Below are 20170 nucleotides of genomic sequence, written 5' to 3' on the forward strand. Positions count from 1 at the left end.
AGAGTGAAGCTAGTGGTGACCGGCGGCGCGGGTTACGTCGGAAGTGTTTGTGCTGCGGTTTTGATCGATCGTGGGCACGAGGTGATCGTGGTGGACAATCTGTCGACGGGCAATCGCGACGCTGTTCCGCCGAAGGCCACGTTCGTCGAGGCCGACATCAAGGACGTGGCGTCATCGGTCCTAGGTGGTGGCGACGTGGACGGCGTTCTTCACTTCGCGGCTCGATCGCTCGTCGGCGAGTCGGTCGTTTCTCCCGCGGAATACTGGTCCGGGAACGTCGTCACCACGCTGGCTCTGCTCGACGCGATGCGCGAAACGAACACCACGCGACTGGTGTTCTCCTCGACAGCGGCGACGTACGGCGAACCCGAGCACACGCCCATCACCGAATCGATGCCCACTGCGCCCACCAATCCCTACGGCGCGACCAAATTGGCCATCGACCATGCGATCACCTCTTACGCCGACGCCTACGGTCTCGCAGCCACCAGCCTCCGATACTTCAACGTTGCCGGGGCATACGGTGAGTTCGGCGAAAACAGAGTGGTAGAGACACATCTGATACCCCTCGTGCTGCGGACGGCCCTCGGACAGCGCGAGAAGATATCCGTCTTCGGTACCGATTGGCCGACCCCGGACGGTACGGCCGTGCGTGACTACATCCACGTGTCCGACTTGGCCGAGGCCCACATTCTCGCCCTCGAGTCCTCCGAGCCCGGCACCCACCGCATCTACAACCTCGGCAGCGGGACCGGCTTTTCGGTCAGCGAGGTCATCGACGCGTGTTCTCGAGTGACGGATCTACCGATCGCGGTCGAGAATGCTCCTCGCCGCGCCGGTGACCCCGCCGTCCTCATCGCGTCGAGCGAGCGTGCGATGGCGGAGCTCGGCTGGACTCCGCAGTTCACCGAACTCGATGTGATCGTCTCCGATGCCTGGACCTTCCTGAAAAACCTCGGCGATCGATCACACGCGGCACGGACGCCGTCGATCTAGTCGAGCGGCGGCGGTAGACGTACGCCGCACAGTTCTGCCACGGCATATCCGCTGAGCGCTACTTCACGAATCATGCCCGGTCGCGCCCCCGCCAGCAGCGACCGCTCCAGCAGCCGCGCCAAGGAGTAGTCGGGGTCGGCGTCGAGTGCGATCTCGATCGCGAGCGCCGCGAGCGTTCCTTCGCCGCGGGCATAGGCGCTGAAGCCGACAAGTGCTGCGGGACAAGCGCGCTCCGGCGCCGGTAGCATCTTCATCAGGAACAGCCACAGTTGCTCGGCGATATCGGAAAATCGGGTCAGAGTCATCGCGAGGAGACTGTCTCGAACCATGACGCTGGTCAATGCGATACCGAACTCGGCCGTCTTCGCCGGTGCCAGTGCAACGACGGCTGGGCGATCGGGCGGCTCGGCTGCCCACGAGGCGAGCTGCCCGAGGAGTGACTCGAGTGAAGTTCGGTCGCACGCGCGGTCGAGTCGCCGCGCGTGGGTCATGCACTCGGCGACCTCCCGACTCTCCGCTGTGTCGACAGGCATCAACGCGTGCTTCAAGGTCTCCCGCGAGTCGTGTGTCCTGCGGCCCTCGAGTAGGTACGCAAGAGCGACAGGAGAGAGTGCGGGATCGGTCAGCACACCGCCGTCGACCGGTCCCGTCACCGTCATCCACCGGGCACCGCACACGAGTTCGCGGGTGAGATAGGCCGCAGTCAACGTCGTACCACGCAGGCGCAGAGTCTCACCCAGTCGCGCGGCCACGGCACGCAGCCGCCGATCGACGTTCGAACCCATCGCCGTCACCGCGCGATCGTCGACGATCACCGCCACGGCAGCGCTCGCACCGTTGCGTGCGCACACGTCCGCGAAATGGTCGATCGCCTCGGCCATCTCGGAGGTGACGGGCTGACGGGCGTCGCCGCCGAGCACTCGGACATTGCTCTCGCTCGGCAGGCTCATGTCGTGGCGCATCACGGTGTCGACCGTGACACTTCCGACATTCGATTCGCGTGTACCGATCAGTATCAGTGACCGGTGCGGGACGAATCCCAGGAACGCCGGCACTGCGGCGATGAGCTCGTGGGCTCCGGCGATCTGCGGCCGGGACATCGATGAGCGGGGTGTATCCGGATGAGTCGTCATGACGCACAGCCTGCACACGGCACCATGCATCAGGGCGGCGCCGACCTGGGGCTACAGATCGCCTGTGGATGGCCGCACCGCCTGTGGACAAGTGCCGGTCGGCGCGGTCCTCACACGTGATGTCTGTCGGACCTCCGTGCTAGCGCGGAACCGCAGTTCAGCCTGCTTTGACCTTCAGAACTGCGGTCGTGAAAATCTCGTCGAGGGTGGCCGCATCCGGCGCGGTGTCATCGAAGGACATGTACGTGGCAGAGATACGGACGTCGCCCACCTGAGCCATCAGTGTCAACATCGACTGCGTGACGGAATCGGACCCGGTGCCCGAGGACACGGTCTGACGCACCGCCAGGGTGTCGTCGGCATCTATCGGTGGCGCGGGAGTCACGGTGGACCGAATCGTCGAGGTCGCCCCCGACTTCGTGGCCGTCACCTCTGCACATGCGTCGAGTTGCTCCTCCCGGACCGAGAGTGGCTCGTCGACTGCGATCAATTCCACCGAGATCGTCGCCCGGTCGGTGTTGTCGGTCCCGACAATCATTGCCGCCCGCTCCGGTTGCACATCGACCGGTTTGCACCCGGCGGGCGAGACCTCGGCGCCGGCCGGAATACCCGTCAGGTCCGGAGAGGCCTGCGTGATAGCTTGCGGCGGAAGAACTATGGCGTCGTAGGGCGGCGGAAACACCGAAGGATCGACGAGCAGGGCTCCGAGATCGACCTCGTCCGCGGGAGCCTGTCCCTGCGATGTCCCACCCGAATCCTCACCGCCTGGCTCCGACGTACCACCCTGCCCCGAGACACCGCCCTGCTGGGCCGGTTGTGGCGAGCCGGAAACGTCGGTGCTGCATCCGGCCAGCGCGATCACGGTCGCACCTGCCAGGGCGGCCATGAGCGGGTGGTGACGCAGTACGAATCGGCGCTGCACGAGTGATCCTCCGGTCCAAGACGGTGTGTGTTGCCCGACGCCGTCGCGACGAACGAATGCCGACGGTGACCGGTTCAGCTTCTCACGCGCTCGGCTCTGCTCGGGTGCGCGCCGGTGGCAGCGGAGTGTCGCCCCGATCGGTCGAGCAGAGCCGCGGCATCAGCTGCCTCGCTTGATCCATTCTTCGAGGTGCGGAGACTCCTCGCCGATGCTGGTGCCTTCTCCGTGCCCGGTGCACACCTTCGTCTCCGCGGGCAAGGAGAACAGCCGATCCCTGATCGAACCGATGATCGTCGGGAAGTCGGAATAGGAACGCCCCGTTGCGCCCGGCCCACCCGAGAAGAGGGTGTCCCCGGAGAACAAACGGCCTATCTCCGGGACGTAGAGGCACGTCGACCCCGGAGAATGCCCGGGTGTGTGCATTGCCAGGATGTCCGTCCCGGCAACCGAAATACGCTGTCCGTCCTCGAGCGAGCCGTGTGCGCCCCCCGGGTGCGTCTGTTCCCAGAGCATGTCGTCCGCCGGATGGAGCAGAACCGGTGCATCCAATTCTCGTGAGAGCTCCGGAGCCACAGTGACGTGATCGTTGTGCCCGTGCGTGCACACGATTGCCTTGACCACCCGCCCACCGACGGCATCGATGATCGGTGCAGCGGAATGTGCGGCATCGACGATGACGACCTCCGAGTCGTCCCCGATCAGCCAGATGTTGTTCTCGACATCCCATTCGCCACCGTCGAGGGCGAACGTGCCCGAGGTGACTACCTTCTCGACCCGGATGCTCACAGCTCCACCACCGAACGTAGGACGGTGCCCTGGTGCATCGCCTCGAAGGCCGCCTCGACGTCCTCTATCCCGATTCGCTCGGTCACGAACTTCTCGAGCGGCAACCGCCCCTGCTCGTACAGGTCGACCAGCATCGGGAAGTCGCGCTCGGGCAGGCAGTCGCCGTACCACGACGACTTCAGCGACCCACCACGCGAGAAGAAATCGATCAGCGGCATCTCGACGGTCATCTCTGGGGTCGGAACGCCCACCAGGACGACCGTTCCGGCCAGATCTCGCGCGTAGAAGGCCTGCTTCCATGTCTCGGGGCGGCCCACCGCGTCGATCACCACGTCGGCGCCGAATCCGTCGGTCAACTCCTGCACCGCTTCCACGGCATCGACCTTCGAGGCGTCGACGGTGTGGGTGGCGCCGAGGTCCTTTGCCCACTCGAGCTTGCCCGGGTCCCGATCGACAGCGATGATCGTGGTCGCGCCGGCCAGTCGGGCACCGGCGATGGCGGCGTCTCCGACGCCGCCGCAGCCGATCACGGCCACCGAGTCACCGCGCGAGACGTTGCCGGTGTTCATCGCGGCGCCCAGGCCTGCCATGACGCCGCATCCCAGCAGGCCCACCACAGCCGGATCGGATCGGGGATCGACCTTGGTGCACTGGCCCTCGTGCACGAGGGTCTTGTCTGCGAAGGCACCGATACCCAAGGCGGGTGAGAGTTCGGTGCCATCGTCGAGCGTCATCATCTTCGAGGCGTTGTGGGTGTCGAAGCAATACCAGGGCTTTCCTTTCTTACATGCCCGACATTCCCCACAGACCGCGCGCCAGTTCAGAACCACGAAATCGCCGACCTCGACGTGCGTTACGGCATCACCCACGGTTTCCACGGTGCCGGCAGCCTCGTGACCGAGCAGGAACGGGAACTCGTCGTTGATACCGCCCTCGCGGTAGTGCAGATCGGTGTGGCACACACCGCATGCGGCGATCTTGACCACCACATCGAAAGGTCCCGGATCCGGGATCGTGATCGACTCGATCGACACCGGCTCACCCTTGGCTTTGGCAACGACGGCCCGGACCTGCTGCGGCATGTTTTCCTCCACTATCGATTCGTTTCTATCGCCATCAACACTTCCACAATCCATGCAACAGTGGCCACATTCGCACTCGTGCCGGTGTCGGGTGTTCACGAGTTCGTGACCCGTGCGGCATATGGGCTTTGCACACGCGGAGTACTTATGAGCCATGTCAGTAGCGATGGAATACGACCTTGTCGTGATCGGATCAGGCCCGGGTGGCCAGAAAGCTGCGATCGCCGCGGCCAAGCTGGGCAAACGCGTGGCCATTGTCGAGAAGGGAACGATGCTCGGTGGCGTGTGCGTCAACACCGGGACAATTCCGTCCAAGACGCTGCGCGAGGCCGTGCTGTACCTGACCGGCATGAACCAGCGGGAGTTGTACGGCGCCGGATACCGTGTCAAAGCCAACATCACCCCGGCCGACCTCCTTGCCCGAACCACCCACGTGATCGGAAAGGAGATCGAGGTAGTCCGATCGCAGTTGCTGCGCAACCGCATCGAACTCATCACCGGCACCGGACGATTCGCCGATCCGCACACCATCGTCGTCGACGACGAGCAACGCGGGGAACGTGTCACTGTCACCGCGAAGAACGTCGTCATCGCGACCGGTACCGCGCCCGCCCGACCCGTCGATGTGGAATTCGACGATTACCGAGTGTTGGACTCCGACGGAATTCTCAATCTCGAGTTCATTCCCAGTTCCATGGTCGTGGTGGGTGCCGGGGTCATCGGGATCGAGTACGCGTCGATGTTCGCGGCCCTGGGCTCCAAGGTGACGGTGGTGGAGAAACGCGATTCGATGCTCGATTTCTGCGACCGTGAAATTGTCGAGTCGCTTCAATTTCACCTCCGCGATCTCGCGGTCACGTTCCGCTTCGGCGAGGCAGTCACCGCAGTGGACGTCGGTGCGTCCGGCACGGTGACAACGCTGGCCAGCGGCAAGCGCATTCCCGCGGAAGCGGTGATGTACTCGGCCGGGCGTCAGGGCATGACGGAGTCGCTCGAACTGGAGAACGCGGGCCTCGAAGCGGACGCCAGGGGCCGCATCTTCGTCGACGACAACTTCCAGACCAAGGTCGACCACATCTATGCGGTCGGTGACGTCATCGGATTCCCCGCTCTCGCGGCCACATCGATGGACCAGGGACGCCTGGCCAGCTACCACGCGTTCGACCAGCCGAGCAAGGGGTTGATGGACCTGCAGCCAATCGGCATCTACTCCATCCCCGAGGTGTCGTACGTGGGCGCGACGGAGGTGGAGCTGACCAAGAACTCGGTGCCCTACGAGGTCGGTGTCTCCCGGTATCGCGAGCTCGCACGGGGCCAGATCGCCGGCGACTCGTACGGGATGTTGAAACTTCTTGTCTCCACCGAGGATCTGAAACTGCTCGGGGTGCACATCTTCGGCTCGGGCGCCACCGATCTCATCCACATCGGGCAGGCAGTCATGGGGTGCGGTGGCACCGTCGAGTATCTGGTCGATGCCGTCTTCAACTATCCGACGTTGTCGGAGGCGTACAAGGTCGCCGCCCTCGACGTCACGAACAAGATTCGCGCGCTGGAGAGCTTCAAGGCCTGACCTCGAGGGAATGAACGAGATGCTCGACGACGTTGTTCATCGATAACGGGTCGACGGGTCTGGCATGCACCAACCGTGCGCCCAAGCCGGGTATTCTTGTTCGAGTCGGTTTCGGCCCGGCGCAACGAACGCCTGGCGCGAACCAACGAAAGGGGGTACGGCATGGACGAGCAGTCGAGTATGTACGAGCTGGAGTTTCCTGCACCGCAGATTTCGTCCAACGACGGTGTCGGCCCGGTCCTCGTGCACGGGCTGGAAGGCTTCTCGGACGCCGGTCATGCCGTCAAGCTCGCGACGAAGCATCTCCGCGACACCTTGGAATCGGAGTTGGTTGCCTCGTTCGCCGTCGATGAGCTGATCGATTACCGCTCACGCCGTCCCACGATGACCTTCAAGTCCGATCACTTCTCCGATTACGACGCCCCCGAGTTGAATCTCTACGCGGTCAAGGACAACGCCGGCACTCCGTTTCTTCTGCTTGCGGGCATGGAGCCAGACCTGCGGTGGGAAAAGTTCACCACCGCGGTCCGGTTGCTCGCCGAGCAACTCGGGGTTCGACGAACCATCGGACTCGGTTCGATCCCGATGGCAATTCCGCACACGCGCCCCCTCGGCGTGACGGCACACTCCTCCAACAGGGAGTTGGTATCGGAAGACCAGAGCTGGTCCGGTGAACTACAGGTACCGGGAAGCGCATCGTCCTTGCTGGAGCTCCGGTTGGCCCAGCACGGTCACGAGTCGATGGGCTACTCGGTGCACGTTCCGCACTACCTATCACAAACCGACTACCCCGCTGCCGCGGAAACCCTGCTCGAGAACGTCAGCGAAGCAGGTGGGCTCGATCTTCCCCTCGTGGCACTCGGGCAGGCCGCGGCCCGCGTCCGTGAGCAGGTCGACGAGCACATCACGGGCAACGAAGAGGTGCAGTCGGTCGTGACGGCCCTCGAGCGTCAATACGACACCTATGTCGCGGCCCAGGAACAGCAGTCCACGCTCCTTGCCGGGGACGGGGGTATTCCCAGCGGCGACGAACTGGGTGCCGAGTTCGAGAAGTTCCTGGCGGAACAGGGTGGATTCGAGGCCGAGCCCGATCAGAAGCCCACCGAGGATCCAGGGCCGGATCCCGAGACGGACAGCTGATCGACCCTTCCAAGGCACTGGTTGGATGTCGGCACAATTCGCGCATCGCACCTTCTCGTGCAAGAGTCGTGAGCTAGACACCAGTCGCGTAGCGAGGAAAAAACCCTTCGCGTAGCGAACCAGGAGGCGAGATGAGCAACCCGCGCATGCGCAAGCTCCGTCCGGTGCCCGACGCCGAACCGCGGCTCGAGTACCGCACGGTGCACGGGTATCGACGTGCCTTTCGAATGGTGGGCGAAGGCCCTGCACTGCTGTTGATCCACGGAATCGGTGACAACTCCGAGACGTGGAGAGAGGTGATCCCACACCTTGCCCGCAATTACACGGTGATCGCTCCGGACCTGCTCGGTCATGGTAGCTCGGACAAGCCCCGCGCCGACTACTCCGTCGCGGCATACGCCAACGGTATGCGTGATCTGCTCTCGCTACTGGCCATCGAGCACGTCACCGTCGTCGGCCACTCGCTCGGCGGCGGGGTCGCGATGCAGTTTGCGTACCAGTTCCCCCAGATGGTCGATCGGCTCGTTCTGGTCTCTTCCGGGGGCGTCACCAAGGACGTGCATCCACTTCTTCGAATTGCCTCGCTTCCGTTGGCGAGCGAGGTCGTCAAGCTGCTACGACTGCCCGGCGCACTACCGATGATCCGCCTGGCCGGCGACGTGATCGGCAGACTCAACCACACTCCCCTGCGCCCCGGTGCAATTCTGCACGACACCCCCGATCTGATCCGGGTTCTCAGCGGGCTCCCCGATCCGACGGCGCACGAGGCCTATCTGCGTACCCTTCGGGCCGTCGTCGACTGGCGGGGGCAGGTGGTGACGATGCTCGATCGCTGCTATCTCACGGAGAATCTGCCGGTGCTGCTCGTCTGGGGAGACCAGGATTCGGTCATTCCCGTCGCACACGCACATCTCGCTCATTCAGCGATGCCCGGTTCGCGCCTGTCCGTCTTCGAACGATCCGGGCACTTTCCGTTTCGCGACGACCCGATCCGGTTCCTGGGCGTGCTCGAAGACTTCTTCGATTCGACCACGACACTGGACTTCGACGAATCACGCTGGCGCAACCTGTTGGTCGCCGGTATCGGCGAGGACAAGATCTCCGGCAACGCGAGTACGCGTCTCGCCGTCCTCGGCGCCATGGGTTCGGACGAGCGCAGCGCAACCTGACGCGAGCAGGGCCGATGACGTACGCAGTGGGCCAACACCATAGCCTTGACGGCGTGCTCCTCTCCGAACTGATCCCCGCTCCCACCACCGACGAGGCGCACGATCCGGACACGCTCTTCGACATCTTCACAACGTGGACGACTGAACGCGGGTTGACCCTCTACCCGGCCCAGGAAGAGGCGCTGATCGAGCTCGTGTCGGGTTCGAACGTCATTCTCGCCACGCCCACGGGGTCGGGAAAGTCGATGGTGGCCGTCGGCGCGCACTTCGCAGCCATGGCCGCCGGGAAGCGGTCGTTCTATACCGCCCCGATCAAGGCTCTCGTCAGCGAGAAGTTCTTCGCTCTCTGCGATATTTTCGGCGCGAACAACGTGGGAATGATGACCGGCGATGCCTCGGTCAATTCCGGTGCCCCGATCATCTGCGCGACGGCGGAGATCGTCGCCAACTTGGCGCTGCGTCAGGGCGCGAATTCCGACATCGGCCAGGTCGTGATGGACGAGTTCCACTACTACTCCGAACCGGACCGCGGCTGGGCATGGCAGGTTCCACTGATCGAGCTACCGCACGCACAGTTTCTGTTGATGTCCGCCACCCTCGGCGACGTCTCGTTCTTCCGTGACGATCTCCAGCGCCGCACCGGCCGAGCGACCACCGTCGTCTCCGGTTCCGAACGTCCGGTGCCGTTGATGTTCTCCTACGTCACCACGCCCATCAGCGAGACCATCGAGGAGCTCGTCGAAACTCATCTCGCCCCGGTTTACGTCGTACATTTCACGCAGGCCTCTGCGCTGGAACGAGCTCAGGCGCTGACGAGCGTGAACGTTGCCTCCAAGGCGGAGAAACAGCAGATCGCCGAGGCAATCGGAGCGTTCCGATTCACCACTGGGTTCGGGAACACACTTTCGCGACTGGTCCGCCACGGCATCGGCGTGCATCACGCGGGCATGTTGCCGAAGTACCGGCGCCTGGTGGAGAAGCTTGCGCAGGACGGCCATCTCAAGGTCATCTGCGGCACCGACACCCTCGGCGTCGGAATCAATGTCCCGATCCGAACGGTGCTCTTCACCGGACTCACCAAGTACGACGGCGTCCGTACCCGCAAGCTTCGAGCACGTGAATTTCATCAAATCGCCGGACGCGCGGGACGTGCCGGCTTCGACACGCTCGGCACAGTCGTGGTCGAGGCTCCAGAACACGATATCGAGAATGCGCGTCTGGTCGCCAAGGCGGGCGACGACCCCAAGAAGCTCAAGCGAGTTCAGCGCAAGAAAGCTCCCGACGGTTTCGTCTCCTGGGGCGAACCGACCTTCGAGCGCATCGTCGGTGCCAGCCCCGAATCGCTCGTCTCGCGCTTTTCCGTCAGCAATGCCATGCTGCTCAACGTGATTGCCCGGCCCGGCAACTGTTTCACCGCGATGCGGCACCTACTCGAAGACAATCACGAGACCCGACCGGCGCAACGCGCACATATCCTGCGAGCCATCTCGCTCTACCGCGGACTGGTCGCGGCCGGCATCGTCGAGCAGTTGAACGAACCCGACGCCGACGGTCGCCATGCCCGTCTCACCGTCGATCTGCAGCCCGATTTCGCGCTCAATCAGCCCCTGTCCCCCTTCGCTCTGGCCTCGTTCGAACTACTCGATGCCCAATCTCCCACCCATGCACTGGACGTGGTGTCCATCATCGAGTCGACACTCGACGATCCCCGGCAAATCCTGATGGCGCAACAGCACGCCGCCCGAGGTGAGGCCGTCGCCCAGATGAAGGCAGACGGCATCGAGTACGACGAACGCATGGAACTGCTCGAGGAGGTGACCTGGCCCAAGCCTCTCGCCGATCTGCTCTTCCCCGCCTTCGAGATCTATCTCGGCGGGCACCCGTGGCTCACCGAGGTCGCACTGTCACCGAAGTCCGTGGTCCGCGACATGATCGAGCGGGCAATGACGTTCGCCGAGCTGATCAGCCATTATGGGCTCACTCGTTCGGAGGGATTGGTGCTGCGGTACCTGGCCGACGCTTACCGCGCGCTGCGTCAGACCGTTCCGCCCGAGTCGCGCACCGAGGAGGTGCAGGACATCACCGAATGGTTGGGCGAGCTGGTGCGGCAGGTGGATTCGAGCCTGCTCGACGAATGGGAGAACCTCACCGATCCGTCGGCCGAGCCGGACCAGCGGCCCGAACCGTACGGCGGCGATGCACCCAGGCCGATCTCAGCGAATCCGCGTGCCTTCCGCGTACTGGTACGCAACGCCCTTTTCAAGCGCATCGAACTCGCGGCGACACGCAGGTGGGCCGCTCTCGACGAACTCGACGACGGCCCCGACTGGGAGGTCGAATTGGAGCCGTACTTCGCAGAATACGGCGAGATCGGCACCGGCGCGTCAGCACGCGGGCCCGCGCTCTTCGAGCTGACACTCGGCCGAGGCACCGCGTCGGCGCGTCAAACCATCGAAGACCCCGACGGCGATCAGGGCTGGTCGCTGCGAGCCGTCATCGACATCGACGAGTCGGACGCACTCGGCGAGATCGTCTTCGACGACATCGCGATCACTGCCGGCTGAGCGGTGCTGGGGGCATTCTCTTCGCTCGTGCCACGTCGAGGCCGATCCGGGTGACGAGGGCCGCGAGGGCCATGTAGTCCTCGGCCCGTCCGGTAGAGGCGCGGTGCACGAGGCCTATCGTGCGTCCCGGCTTCGGTTCCGCGAACTCAGCCGTGCCGACCGTCCCCCTCGCCGTTTCCACGGCGATGGCCGATCTGGGTATCAGCGTGAGACCGAGATCGCCTGCGACGCACTGCACGATGGTCGCCAACGACGCCGCCCGGGTGTCGCTGGACCTCGGCGCGGCATCGACGGAACGGCATAGATCGAGGGTTTGATCGCGGAGGCAGTGACCGTCGTCCAGCAGCAGCAGAGGCTGGTTCTTCAGCACCGACAACGGTAGCCCGGTCCGCCCGTCGAGCCGGTGACCTGCCGGCACCGCCAGCACGAAATCCTCGTCGTAGAGCGGTATCTCGTTCAGACCGGCCTCATCGGTCGGCAGCGCAACCACCGCGGCCTCGATCGCACCCGACCGCAGGGAGGACAAGAGTCGGCGCGTCTGATCCTCGACGACGACTGCATCGATATCGGGGTGATCGGAGCGCAGGGCAGGAAGCAGGGCAGGAAGCAGATAGGGAGCCACTGTGGGGATGAGTCCGAGCCGTAGCGGTCCGGACCATTGGCCGCCGAGATCGCTCGCCTGCACGAGGAATCCGTCGGCGGCGACGACAGCGGCGGTGGCCCGTTCGAGGAGACGGGCTCCGGCTGTCGTCATCAGCACCGTGCGTGTACTGCGTTCGACGAGCTGGACGCCTAGACCCTGTTCGAGCGACGCCAGCGCCTGCGACAGTGTCGGTTGGCTCACGTTCAACCTCGATGCCGCTCTACCGAAGTGTCGATCCTCGGCCACGGCGACGAACGCACGCAGCTGTGACAGTGTGGGTTGATAACTTCGATCAGCCATGCCTATCAGTGTAGTGCCAACCATCACCTTTCCCTTTGAAGCAACTTTTGGCACACTCGTCCAGGTCGGCGCGGACGCTCGGTTGCGTCTTGCCGCCACCACACCTACGAAATTCCGGCGCCGTACGGCGCGCACGTGTGCAGCACTACAGAGGAGGACCCATGGCCCTGTTGACAATCGGAGATCAGTTCCCCGCATACAACCTCACCGCCGTCATCGGCGGTGACCTGTCGAAGGTGAACGCACAGCAGCCCGACGACTACTTCACCTCCGTCACCAGCGACGACCATGCCGGCAAGTGGCGCATCGTCTTCTTCTGGCCGAAGGACTTCACCTTCGTCTGCCCGACGGAGATCGCCGCATTCGGAAAGCTGAACGAGGAGTTCGCCGACCGCGACGCTCAGGTCCTCGGCGCGTCCGTCGACAACGAGTTCGTGCACTTCCAGTGGCGTGCACAGCACGAAGAGCTCAAGACCCTCCCTTTCCCGATGCTGTCCGACCTCAAGCGTGAACTCGCGTCTGCCGCCGGCGTTCTCAACTCCGACGGTGTCGCCGACCGCGCGACCTTCATCGTCGACCCCAACAACGAGATTCAGTTCGTCTCCGTCACCGCAGGTTCCGTGGGCCGCAACGTCGACGAGGTGCTGCGTGTCCTCGACGCTCTGCAGTCCGACGAGCTGTGCGCATGCAACTGGAAGAAGGGCGACCCGACCATCGACGCAGGCGAACTGCTGACGGCGAGCGTCTGATATGAGCATCGATTCACTCAAGGGCTCGATCCCCGAGTACGCGAAGGACCTCAAACTCAACCTCAGTTCCATCTCGCGATCGACCGTTCTCAGCGAGCAGCAGCTGTGGGGCACCTTGCTCGCCACCGCAGCAGCGACTAAGTCGGCCGCCACGCTGAAGGAGATCGCCGAGGAGGCAGCGGACAACCTGTCCGCCGAGGCGTACAACGCGGCGCTCGGCGCAGCGTCGATCATGGGCATGAACAACGTCTTCTACCGCACCAAGGGCTACCTGGACGGAAAGTACGACGACCTGCGCGCTGGTCTGCGCATGAACATCATCGCGAACTCCGGAATCGCCAAGGCCGATTTCGAACTGTTCTCGCTCGCGGTGTCCGCGGTCAACGGCTGCAACCACTGCCTCGAGGCGCACGAGAAGACTCTGCGTGACGAGGGAGTCGACCGCGAGGTCATCTTCGAGGCCATTCGCGCGGCCTCGATCGTCGCCGGCGTCGGCCAGGCCGTCGAGATCAGTCGCACCCTCGAAGGCGCGACCGTCTAGAGGACCGTCTCGGGGAGGTCTATCTCCCCGGTCCCCGGCCCTCGCTCGACTTCCTCCTGGGGTGGGTCAGCGTGCAGGTTCGGCGATATCGGCAAGGAAGACGACGTCTGCCGGCACGGTGGACTCGGCGTTGAACAACTCGACCACGATTGCAGTGGCATCATTGGCCACCTCGGCGGCCTCGCCTGCGGTGCCGGGCCTGTGCGGTGACGAACAGCCCCGGCCCGCCGTCGCCTGTGGGAGTGATCGACACCGTGTCGGAGTAGTCCGCTGCCGATACTCCACGCTGGTACGCGAGTTGTTCACTGACCTGAAGTGCCGGGTCGTATCCATTCAGGTCGAGAAGTGCGCCTCTCACCGCGGGGATGTCTGCGTTGGGGTCATTCGTTTCGTCGTTGGGGTAGGTGACCGTGATCGCAGTCGGCCTCTGTCCTGTCGAAAGTGTTACGCAACCAGATAATTGGCCTTCCCTGTATCTACGACAAGGACGAGCCGTCACGCTCAGCTACGGGCACGTACTCGGGCCGTCGTTCCGACATCCGGCCTGTCAAATGCTACGAGAGCTGGAAGTGTGCGCGAGATGAAAAACCGGGCTCAGTGGTAGGTGGCGGAGTAATGCGTCGCGCGATGGAATCGACTATCTCTCCCGATCGAATCGCGATGTTGGATAGCAGTGAGGACGTCAAACCGTGGGTGTCCTCTGTTCCCCCTTGTAAGTACACTTTGCCGACAGTCTGTGTCGCAGTGTATAACTGGTAGTCTCTACCCACTCGTGCATCATCCCCATCTCCGCTGCTGTTGTCGTTGTGCAGTGGCCCGAGGATTGAGGGTAGGTCCATGGGGGTGAATCCGGTGGCGTAGACAACTGCATCGACGTCGAATTCCTGTTTTTGCCCAGTCGGCCTGTGTTCGATCGTAACCCGAACGCCGTCGTTGGTGTCGTCGGCGGTCAAGACTCCTGATGCTCCGTGCACGAAGAGCCGTCGTGAGTTGTCGACTCGTTCGGCATACTCGATCGAGTACAGTTCCTCGATCAGCGGTAGGTCGACGGCCGAGTAGTTGGTGCCGCGGTGATAGTCGAGAAGTTTCTTCCTCAGTGCGACCGGCGAATTGTAGTAGTCGTCGACCGCACCGGGGTCGAAGATGCGGTTGGCGTAGGGGCTGTCGTCAGACGGGGAGTACCCGTATTTTCCGAAAACGGCGTGGACCTCGGCACGCGGGTAGGTTTTGTGCAAGTAGGACGCGACCTCGGCTGCGCTCTGTCCTGCACCGACCACAACGAATCGATTGTGGTCCGTCGACGGTAGTTTCTGTAGGTCGAACAGCAGGTTGTGATTGTGGAACTGCCGCGAACTGGGATGCACGCCTTGCGGCAGCTTTGCCGTCAGCCCGCCGGCCAGCACGATGTTCCTGGCTTTCAGGGTCGATAGATGACCGTCGTGGTCGGTGTCGATCCTGAAATGATCGCCCTGGTCGTGGACACGTGTGGCGACGGTGCTGTATCGAACGTCGGCGTCGACCTTGTTCTCGGCCCACTCCAAGTATTTGTGGAATTCGATCCTTGTAGGGAAGAACGTCTGATAGTTGACGAAGTGATGCAGACGCCCCATCTCGTGTAGGTAGTTCAGAAATGTGAACTCGCTGGTCGCGTTGCGCTGTAGGGCCAGATCTTTGAGGAAAGAGATCTGCATGGTGGTTCCGGGGATGAGCATCCCTGGGTGCCAACCGAATCGAGGTTTGGACTCGACGAATGCAGCTGTAATTTCTGCTGCATGTGTCGAGTTGTGTTCGTGCAGCGCGATGGCGAGGCCGAGGTTGGAGGGCCCGTATCCGATCCCCACAACGTCGAGTGTTGGGTTGCAGCTACTGCCGTCGTGCGTCTTGGGTGCGTCTTCGAGCTGGCTTGTCATCGAACTCCGTCATCCTGTTCGAGCACGGGCGATAGCGCGTGCAGCGTGTGGTTTTTTCGTCGATTCCGCTGCCGTGCGAGCCACGGCGCGCACCGACCTGACCATGTTGTGATGCTAGGCTAGCCTAACTGTCGGCCCGAGGGAATCGTTCGCGCCGCACGGGATCCTCGGTAGCCAGATACACGATGAGGCGCATGCCAATTCGCCGGACCAGAGACACGGAGACGAGCCAATGCGGGTAGTGCTGTTCGGGTATCAGACTTGGGGTCACAAGACCTTGGAGGCCCTTGTGAAGTCGCGCCACGACGTAGTCGCGGTGGTGACACATCCAGTCAGTGAACAAGCGTACGAGAGCATTTGGTCCGATTCTGTCGAGGATCTCGCACGGGATCATGGTATCGATGTACATTTGGCGAAGCGTCCAGACGAAGCGTTGATGGAACAACTCCGACAGTGGGCACCGGACATCATCGTCGCCAACAACTGGCGGACCTGGTTGCCTCCGGAAATTTTCGCGATGCCCCGGTACGGGACAGTGAACCTGCACGATTCGCTGCTGCCCGCGTTCACCGGATTCTCCCCCGTGATCTGGGCGTTGATCAGCGGTGCCGCTGAGACCGGGCTGACTGCACACCGGATGGACGGTGAACTCGACACCGGCGACATCATCACTTCGCGGGCAGTGCCGATCGGGCCGACGGACACCTCTACCGAGCTCGTCGAGGCGACGATCGAGCTGATCCCCGAGGTGCTGTCGGATGCCCTGGACAGCATCGAAAACGGAACGGCCACATGGACGCCGCAGGATCTGTCGAAACGGACCTTCTTTCACAAACGGCATGAATCGGACAGCTGCATCGACTGGACGTGGTCGGCCGAGGATCTGGACAGGCTGGTGCGCGCAATGTCCGATCCCTACCCCAACGCGTACACCTTCCACAAAGGCCAGCGGATCCGAATCATCGGCGCACACGTCTCGGACGGCATCTACGGCGGAACGCCGGGCCGGATATTCATCAAAGAAGGTACGGGGATGGTGATCGTCTGTGGCCCCTACGCCCACCGCGGCACCAACCACGGACTCGTCATCGACCGAGTGCGCACTGAAGGTGGGGACGATCTCGATGCGCTCGACTACTTCGTGACCGGCGGCGGCTATCTCACGCCCACGGCGTGAGAGTCGCCATGGACAACCACGTAACCGGCGGGCGCATCGTCCGTCGAACACTGACGCGCAACAAGCGCAACGTGAGCATCGGAACTCTGCTGATCTGCATCCACCAGTTGGCCGAGACCGCAGTTCCGATCACGCTGGGCTGGATCATCGACTCGTCGATCGCCTCGGGCGATGTCTCATGGTTCATCGGCTCCATCGCCGCACTTGCAGCCTTGTTTCTTTCTCTGACCATGGCCTACCAGTTCGGCATGCGGTTTCTGAACGTCGCTTTGCAGCACGAGGCGCACAGCATCCGGATGGAAGTCACCGGTCGAATTCTCGACCCCCGGGGCCTGGAAACAACTCTCCGCAGTGGTGAACTACTCACCATTTCCAGTACCGATGCCGAACAGTCGGCGTGGTTCCTGGACCTGTTCCCGCGCATCGCGGCCGCGCTGACAGCGGTCATTGCCACCGCCGTCGCGCTGCTGGTCATCGACGTGCCGCTGGGGCTGGCCATCTTCGTCGGTACTCCAATCTTTGTCACCGTGCTTCAGCTCGTGGCACCGCGAGTGACCCGGCGCGCGGCTGAACAACAGCGGACGGTGGCCGAGGCGACCGCACTCGCCACCGATCTGGTCAGCGGGCATCGGTCGATCGAAGGTATCGGCGCGGAAACCGAAGCAGCGACCCGCTACCGGCGTGCGAGCGCGAAAGCCCTTCGTGCGGCACTGCTCACCGCGCGATCGCTGGCGACGCAGCTGGGCATCACCACCGGAGTCAGCGCTGTAGTTGCGGCGATCGTCGCCGGGCTTGCCGGCTACTTCGCCCTCACCGGGCGGATCACCGTCGGCGAGTTGATCGCCGTCGTGGGTCTGGCTCAGTTCCTCATCGAACCACTGGGTGTGCTGTCCTCGACCCCATCGATCATCGCCCGCGCGCGGGCGTCGGCCGATCGCGTCGCCCAGGTACTCGGAGCGGGGCGAATTCTGAACCACGGCACAGAGCGCATCACCGGACAGCGGCTCGATCTCGGCTTCCGCGGTGTCGCACACCGGTCCTTGCAGGGAATAGACCTCGACATCGCTGCGGGGGAAATCGTGGGAATTCTGGCGTACGCGTCCGAGGACGCCGAGTCGATCGTCGCCGTCCTGTCCGGCCAAGTATCACCCGCTGATATAGCCGGCGATGTTCTGCTCGCAGGTACCCCTACCCGGGACATCGAGCTCTCCCACGTTCGAGCGGCGATCGTCGTCGAGCCACACGTCTCGGACTTGTTCGCAGACACCGTCAAGAACAACATCACTGCCGGACGTGGACACACGGACCGAGACCTCGACGGAGCGCTCCGCGCTTCGGGTGCAGAGCAGATAGTCGCAAGTCATGCAGACGGACTCGAACAGCGACTGACCGAGCGTGGCGCAAACCTGTCCGGGGGGCAACGGCAACGTATCGCTCTGGCCCGGGCACTGTTCACCGAGCCTCCGGTACTGGTGTTGCACGAGCCCACCACTGCAGTGGATTCCGTCACCGAACACACCGTCGCTCGGGGTATCGCGTCGCTTCGTCACGGGCCGAACGCGCAGACCCCGAAGACGACGATCATCGTCACCAGCAGTCCTGCTTTACTGTCCGTCGCCGATCGGGTCGTGGTGCTGCGCGATGGTCGAATCGCCGCGGACGCACCCCACTCGGTCCACATCGAACGGGCCGACGACTACGCGGAAGCTGTGCTGCGATGACCGACGACACCCGTCTGCCGATCGCAACCGCCGGACAATCCTGGTCCTGGTTGCGTGAACAACTCACGGCCCGACCCGGTCTCGTCGCAGTCACTCCCCTGGTCGGAATCGTCTCCGCTGTCTCGGCTCTGGCACCGATACTGATTCTCGGGCGCCTCGTCGACGAGGTCGTCGCCGGCGCACCGGCCAGTCGGATCGTGCTCGTGGTGGTTCTGGTCTTGATCGCTGCCATCGTGAACGGGCTGTTCTCGGGATTGATGGCCTTCCTTGTTGCGAAACTGGGTGAAGGCGTGGTTGCGCATCTTCGCGAACAAGTGGTCGGACGGGTTCTCACCCTTCCCACCCGCACAGTGGAACGAGCAGGCCGTGGAGATGTGCTCTCGCGCATCAGCGACGATGTGTCCCAGGTGACCCGCGCCGTCGCTGGGGTGCTTCCCGCCGTGCTGAACGCGACACTGTTGATCGCGGTATCGGTGGTCACGATGTACGGCATCGACTGGCGTCTCGGGCTGGCAGGCTGCCTGGCATTGCCGTTGTACGTCACCGCACTTCGGTGGTATCTACCGCGCAGCGGCCCTCTATACGCAGCCGAACGCGCCGCGATGGGCGATCGTTCCCAGGCACTGATCAGCAACATCCAAGGCGCACGAACGGTGCGTGCGTACCGCCGCGAAGACTCCGCGATCGCAACGGTGGAGATGGAGTCCGAACGAGCAAGAGACATCTCGATCGCGACGTTCACACTGCTGACCCGATTCGTCGGCAAGGAAAACCGCGCGGAACTGGTGGGCCTGACCATCATCTTGTGCACCGGATTCGTCTTGATGCGAAGCGATCTCGTATCGTTGGGCGCGGTCACCGCAGCAACGTTGATGTTCCATCGCCTGTTCAACCCGCTCGGCACGGTGCTGTTCCTGTTCGACGACATCCAGTCGGCCGGTGCCAGCCTCAACCGTCTGATCGGCGTGGCGGGCATGAAGCCGACGCGATCGACCGGCACCGATGCCGAGCCTGGGGATGCAACGCTGGAGTTGTCCGACGTGACATTCGGATACCCCACCGGCGGCGAGGTTCTGCACGCAGTCACGATCACCGTTCCTGCGGCACAGACAGTGGCAATGGTCGGTTCGACCGGTGCCGGAAAGACGACTGCCGCGCTCCTCGCTGCCGGTTCCCTCGAACCGGACAGTGGTTCGGTCACGTTGGGCGGAATACCGTTGACAGACCTGGGCACCGATCGACTCCGACGACACATAGCAATCCTGTCGCAGGACGTGCACGTCAGTGCCGGACCTCTCGCCGACGATCTGCGGCTGGCGGACCCAGATGCCGACGACGCCGATCTGTGGGATGCCCTTACTCGGGTCCGCGCCGCCGACTGGGTCCGGGCTCTGCCGGACGGCCTCGACACACGCATCGGGGAGAACGGCCATCCGCTCAGTGCCTCGCAAGGCCAGCAGCTCGCACTGGCCAGGCTGGTGTTGTCCGATCCCCCAGTCGCCATTCTCGACGAAGCAACCGCGGAGGCCGGCAGCAGCGGAGCCCGCATGCTCGAAGAAGCCGCAGCAGCAGCGACCGAAGGCCGGACCACGGTGATCGTGGCGCACAGGCTGACGCAGGCCGCGTCCGCCGACACGATCGTGGTACTCGAGCACGGTCGAGTCGTGGAGTCGGGCACCCACTCCGATCTCGTGACAGCAGACGGCCGGTACGCGCGTCTGTGGTCGGCATGGACAGGTGCAACGGATGTCGAGTAGGCACACCCAC

The 20170-nt window shown here is 63.5% G+C and carries 17 protein-coding genes; 10 read left to right on the forward strand and 7 right to left on the reverse strand.

The features are described 5' to 3' along the window. Positions 1–3: 3 nt before the first annotated feature. A complete protein-coding gene (gene galE / locus KVY23_RS00195) occupies positions 4–996 on the forward strand; it encodes a UDP-glucose 4-epimerase GalE (protein ID WP_230554774.1) in 993 nt (330 codons plus the stop codon). Here the strand turns inward: galE and KVY23_RS00200 are convergent. The 4 genes from KVY23_RS00200 to KVY23_RS00215 all read right to left on the reverse strand — a co-directional run bounded on the left by KVY23_RS00200 (position 993) and on the right by KVY23_RS00215 (position 4919). Then, complete coding sequence (locus KVY23_RS00200; RefSeq protein WP_230554776.1) at positions 993–2129, reverse strand: DUF4192 domain-containing protein; 1137 nt, start codon at positions 2127–2129, stop codon at positions 993–995. The two genes, galE and KVY23_RS00200, sit on opposite strands and share 4 nt — an antisense overlap. A 157-nt stretch (positions 2130–2286) precedes the next feature. Next, positions 2287–3015 (reverse strand): DUF5642 family protein, encoded by a 729-nt coding sequence (locus KVY23_RS00205; protein ID WP_230555030.1) that lies wholly within the window; start codon positions 3013–3015, stop codon positions 2287–2289. Between the two features lie 195 nt (positions 3016–3210). Then, positions 3211–3837: an MBL fold metallo-hydrolase gene (locus KVY23_RS00210; RefSeq protein ID WP_230554778.1), complete on the reverse strand. Its 627-nt coding sequence runs from the start codon at positions 3835–3837 to the stop codon at positions 3211–3213. Continuing rightward, complete coding sequence (locus KVY23_RS00215) at positions 3834–4919, reverse strand: S-(hydroxymethyl)mycothiol dehydrogenase (RefSeq protein WP_230554780.1); 1086 nt, start codon at positions 4917–4919, stop codon at positions 3834–3836. The genes KVY23_RS00210 and KVY23_RS00215 overlap by 4 nt, the downstream gene beginning before the upstream one ends. 154 nt (positions 4920–5073) lie before the next feature. Between KVY23_RS00215 and sthA the strand changes: the two genes are divergently transcribed. The 4 genes from sthA to KVY23_RS00235 all read left to right on the forward strand — a co-directional run bounded on the left by sthA (position 5074) and on the right by KVY23_RS00235 (position 11362). Then, complete coding sequence (sthA, locus tag KVY23_RS00220) at positions 5074–6489, forward strand: Si-specific NAD(P)(+) transhydrogenase (RefSeq protein ID WP_230554781.1); 1416 nt, start codon at positions 5074–5076, stop codon at positions 6487–6489. A 162-nt stretch (positions 6490–6651) separates the two neighbouring features. Then, complete coding sequence (locus KVY23_RS00225) at positions 6652–7629, forward strand: proteasome assembly chaperone family protein (RefSeq protein ID WP_230554783.1); 978 nt, start codon at positions 6652–6654, stop codon at positions 7627–7629. A 131-nt stretch (positions 7630–7760) separates the two neighbouring features. Then, complete coding sequence (locus KVY23_RS00230; protein ID WP_230554784.1) at positions 7761–8798, forward strand: alpha/beta fold hydrolase; 1038 nt, start codon at positions 7761–7763, stop codon at positions 8796–8798. A gap of 53 nt (positions 8799–8851) precedes the next feature. Continuing rightward, the gene (locus KVY23_RS00235) at positions 8852–11362 is read left to right on the forward strand and encodes an RNA helicase (protein WP_230554786.1); all 2511 of its coding nucleotides are present in this window, start codon (positions 8852–8854) and stop codon (positions 11360–11362) included. On the opposite strand, the gene KVY23_RS00240 is transcribed toward KVY23_RS00235, so the two are convergent. Continuing rightward, positions 11349–12305: a hydrogen peroxide-inducible genes activator gene (locus tag KVY23_RS00240; RefSeq protein WP_230554788.1), complete on the reverse strand. Its 957-nt coding sequence runs from the start codon at positions 12303–12305 to the stop codon at positions 11349–11351. The two genes, KVY23_RS00235 and KVY23_RS00240, sit on opposite strands and share 14 nt — an antisense overlap. A 161-nt stretch (positions 12306–12466) precedes the next feature. Here KVY23_RS00240 and KVY23_RS00245 point away from each other — a divergent pair, with 161 nt between their 5' ends. Both KVY23_RS00245 and KVY23_RS00250 read left to right on the forward strand, forming a co-directional pair. Continuing rightward, the gene (locus KVY23_RS00245) at positions 12467–13054 is read left to right on the forward strand and encodes a peroxiredoxin (RefSeq protein ID WP_206510751.1); all 588 of its coding nucleotides are present in this window, start codon (positions 12467–12469) and stop codon (positions 13052–13054) included. A gap of 1 nt (position 13055) precedes the next feature. Further along, on the forward strand, positions 13056–13595 hold the full coding sequence (locus tag KVY23_RS00250; protein WP_230554790.1) for a carboxymuconolactone decarboxylase family protein: 540 nt from the start codon (positions 13056–13058) through the stop codon (positions 13593–13595). 160 nt (positions 13596–13755) lie between these two features. Here the strand turns inward: KVY23_RS00250 and KVY23_RS00255 are convergent, their stop codons facing one another. Then, positions 13756–13953, reverse strand: a complete 198-nt coding sequence (locus KVY23_RS00255) for a hypothetical protein (RefSeq protein WP_230554791.1) — start codon at positions 13951–13953, stop codon at positions 13756–13758. A 196-nt stretch (positions 13954–14149) separates the two neighbouring features. Further along, positions 14150–15505, reverse strand: coding sequence for a lysine N(6)-hydroxylase/L-ornithine N(5)-oxygenase family protein (locus KVY23_RS00260; protein WP_230554792.1), 1356 nt, complete (start codon positions 15503–15505; stop codon positions 14150–14152). Between the two features lie 232 nt (positions 15506–15737). Between KVY23_RS00260 and KVY23_RS00265 the strand changes: the two genes are divergently transcribed. Genes KVY23_RS00265 through KVY23_RS00275 form a run of 3 tightly spaced genes read left to right on the forward strand, consistent with a single transcriptional unit; the run spans position 15738 to position 20160 of the window. After that, positions 15738–16682 carry a methionyl-tRNA formyltransferase gene (locus KVY23_RS00265; RefSeq protein WP_230554793.1) on the forward strand — a complete coding sequence of 315 codons (945 nt, stop codon included), beginning with the start codon at positions 15738–15740 and terminating at the stop codon, positions 16680–16682. Positions 16683–16690: 8 nt separating this feature from the next. Next, positions 16691–18403 (forward strand): ABC transporter ATP-binding protein, encoded by a 1713-nt coding sequence (locus KVY23_RS00270; RefSeq protein WP_230554794.1) that lies wholly within the window; start codon positions 16691–16693, stop codon positions 18401–18403. After that, positions 18400–20160 (forward strand): ABC transporter ATP-binding protein, encoded by a 1761-nt coding sequence (locus KVY23_RS00275; RefSeq protein ID WP_230554796.1) that lies wholly within the window; start codon positions 18400–18402, stop codon positions 20158–20160. The genes KVY23_RS00270 and KVY23_RS00275 overlap by 4 nt, the downstream gene beginning before the upstream one ends. Positions 20161–20170: the final 10 nt, after the last annotated feature.

The organism is Rhodococcus sp. I2R (genome assembly GCF_020889545.1).
Classification (GTDB): Bacteria; Actinomycetota; Actinomycetes; order Mycobacteriales; family Mycobacteriaceae; genus Rhodococcoides.

What these genes read in the sequence shown, in the direction of transcription:
- KVY23_RS00265 (WP_230554793.1), top strand. Translation starts at nt 15,738, where the DNA reads ATGCGGGTAGTGCTGTTCGGGTATCAGACTTGGGGTCACAAGACCTTG.
- KVY23_RS00200 (WP_230554776.1), bottom strand. Translation starts at nt 2,129, where the DNA reads ATGACGACTCATCCGGATACACCCCGCTCATCGATGTCCCGGCCGCAG.
- sthA (WP_230554781.1), top strand. Translation starts at nt 5,074, where the DNA reads ATGTCAGTAGCGATGGAATACGACCTTGTCGTGATCGGATCAGGCCCG.
- KVY23_RS00250 (WP_230554790.1), top strand. Translation starts at nt 13,056, where the DNA reads ATGAGCATCGATTCACTCAAGGGCTCGATCCCCGAGTACGCGAAGGAC.
- KVY23_RS00240 (WP_230554788.1), bottom strand. Translation starts at nt 12,305, where the DNA reads ATGGCTGATCGAAGTTATCAACCCACACTGTCACAGCTGCGTGCGTTC.
- KVY23_RS00275 (WP_230554796.1), top strand. Translation starts at nt 18,400, where the DNA reads ATGACCGACGACACCCGTCTGCCGATCGCAACCGCCGGACAATCCTGG.
- KVY23_RS00205 (WP_230555030.1), bottom strand. Translation starts at nt 3,015, where the DNA reads ATGGCCGCCCTGGCAGGTGCGACCGTGATCGCGCTGGCCGGATGCAGC.
- KVY23_RS00245 (WP_206510751.1), top strand. Translation starts at nt 12,467, where the DNA reads ATGGCCCTGTTGACAATCGGAGATCAGTTCCCCGCATACAACCTCACC.
- KVY23_RS00215 (WP_230554780.1), bottom strand. Translation starts at nt 4,919, where the DNA reads ATGCCGCAGCAGGTCCGGGCCGTCGTTGCCAAAGCCAAGGGTGAGCCG.
- KVY23_RS00225 (WP_230554783.1), top strand. Translation starts at nt 6,652, where the DNA reads ATGGACGAGCAGTCGAGTATGTACGAGCTGGAGTTTCCTGCACCGCAG.
- KVY23_RS00270 (WP_230554794.1), top strand. Translation starts at nt 16,691, where the DNA reads ATGGACAACCACGTAACCGGCGGGCGCATCGTCCGTCGAACACTGACG.
- KVY23_RS00260 (WP_230554792.1), bottom strand. Translation starts at nt 15,505, where the DNA reads ATGACAAGCCAGCTCGAAGACGCACCCAAGACGCACGACGGCAGTAGC.
- KVY23_RS00230 (WP_230554784.1), top strand. Translation starts at nt 7,761, where the DNA reads ATGAGCAACCCGCGCATGCGCAAGCTCCGTCCGGTGCCCGACGCCGAA.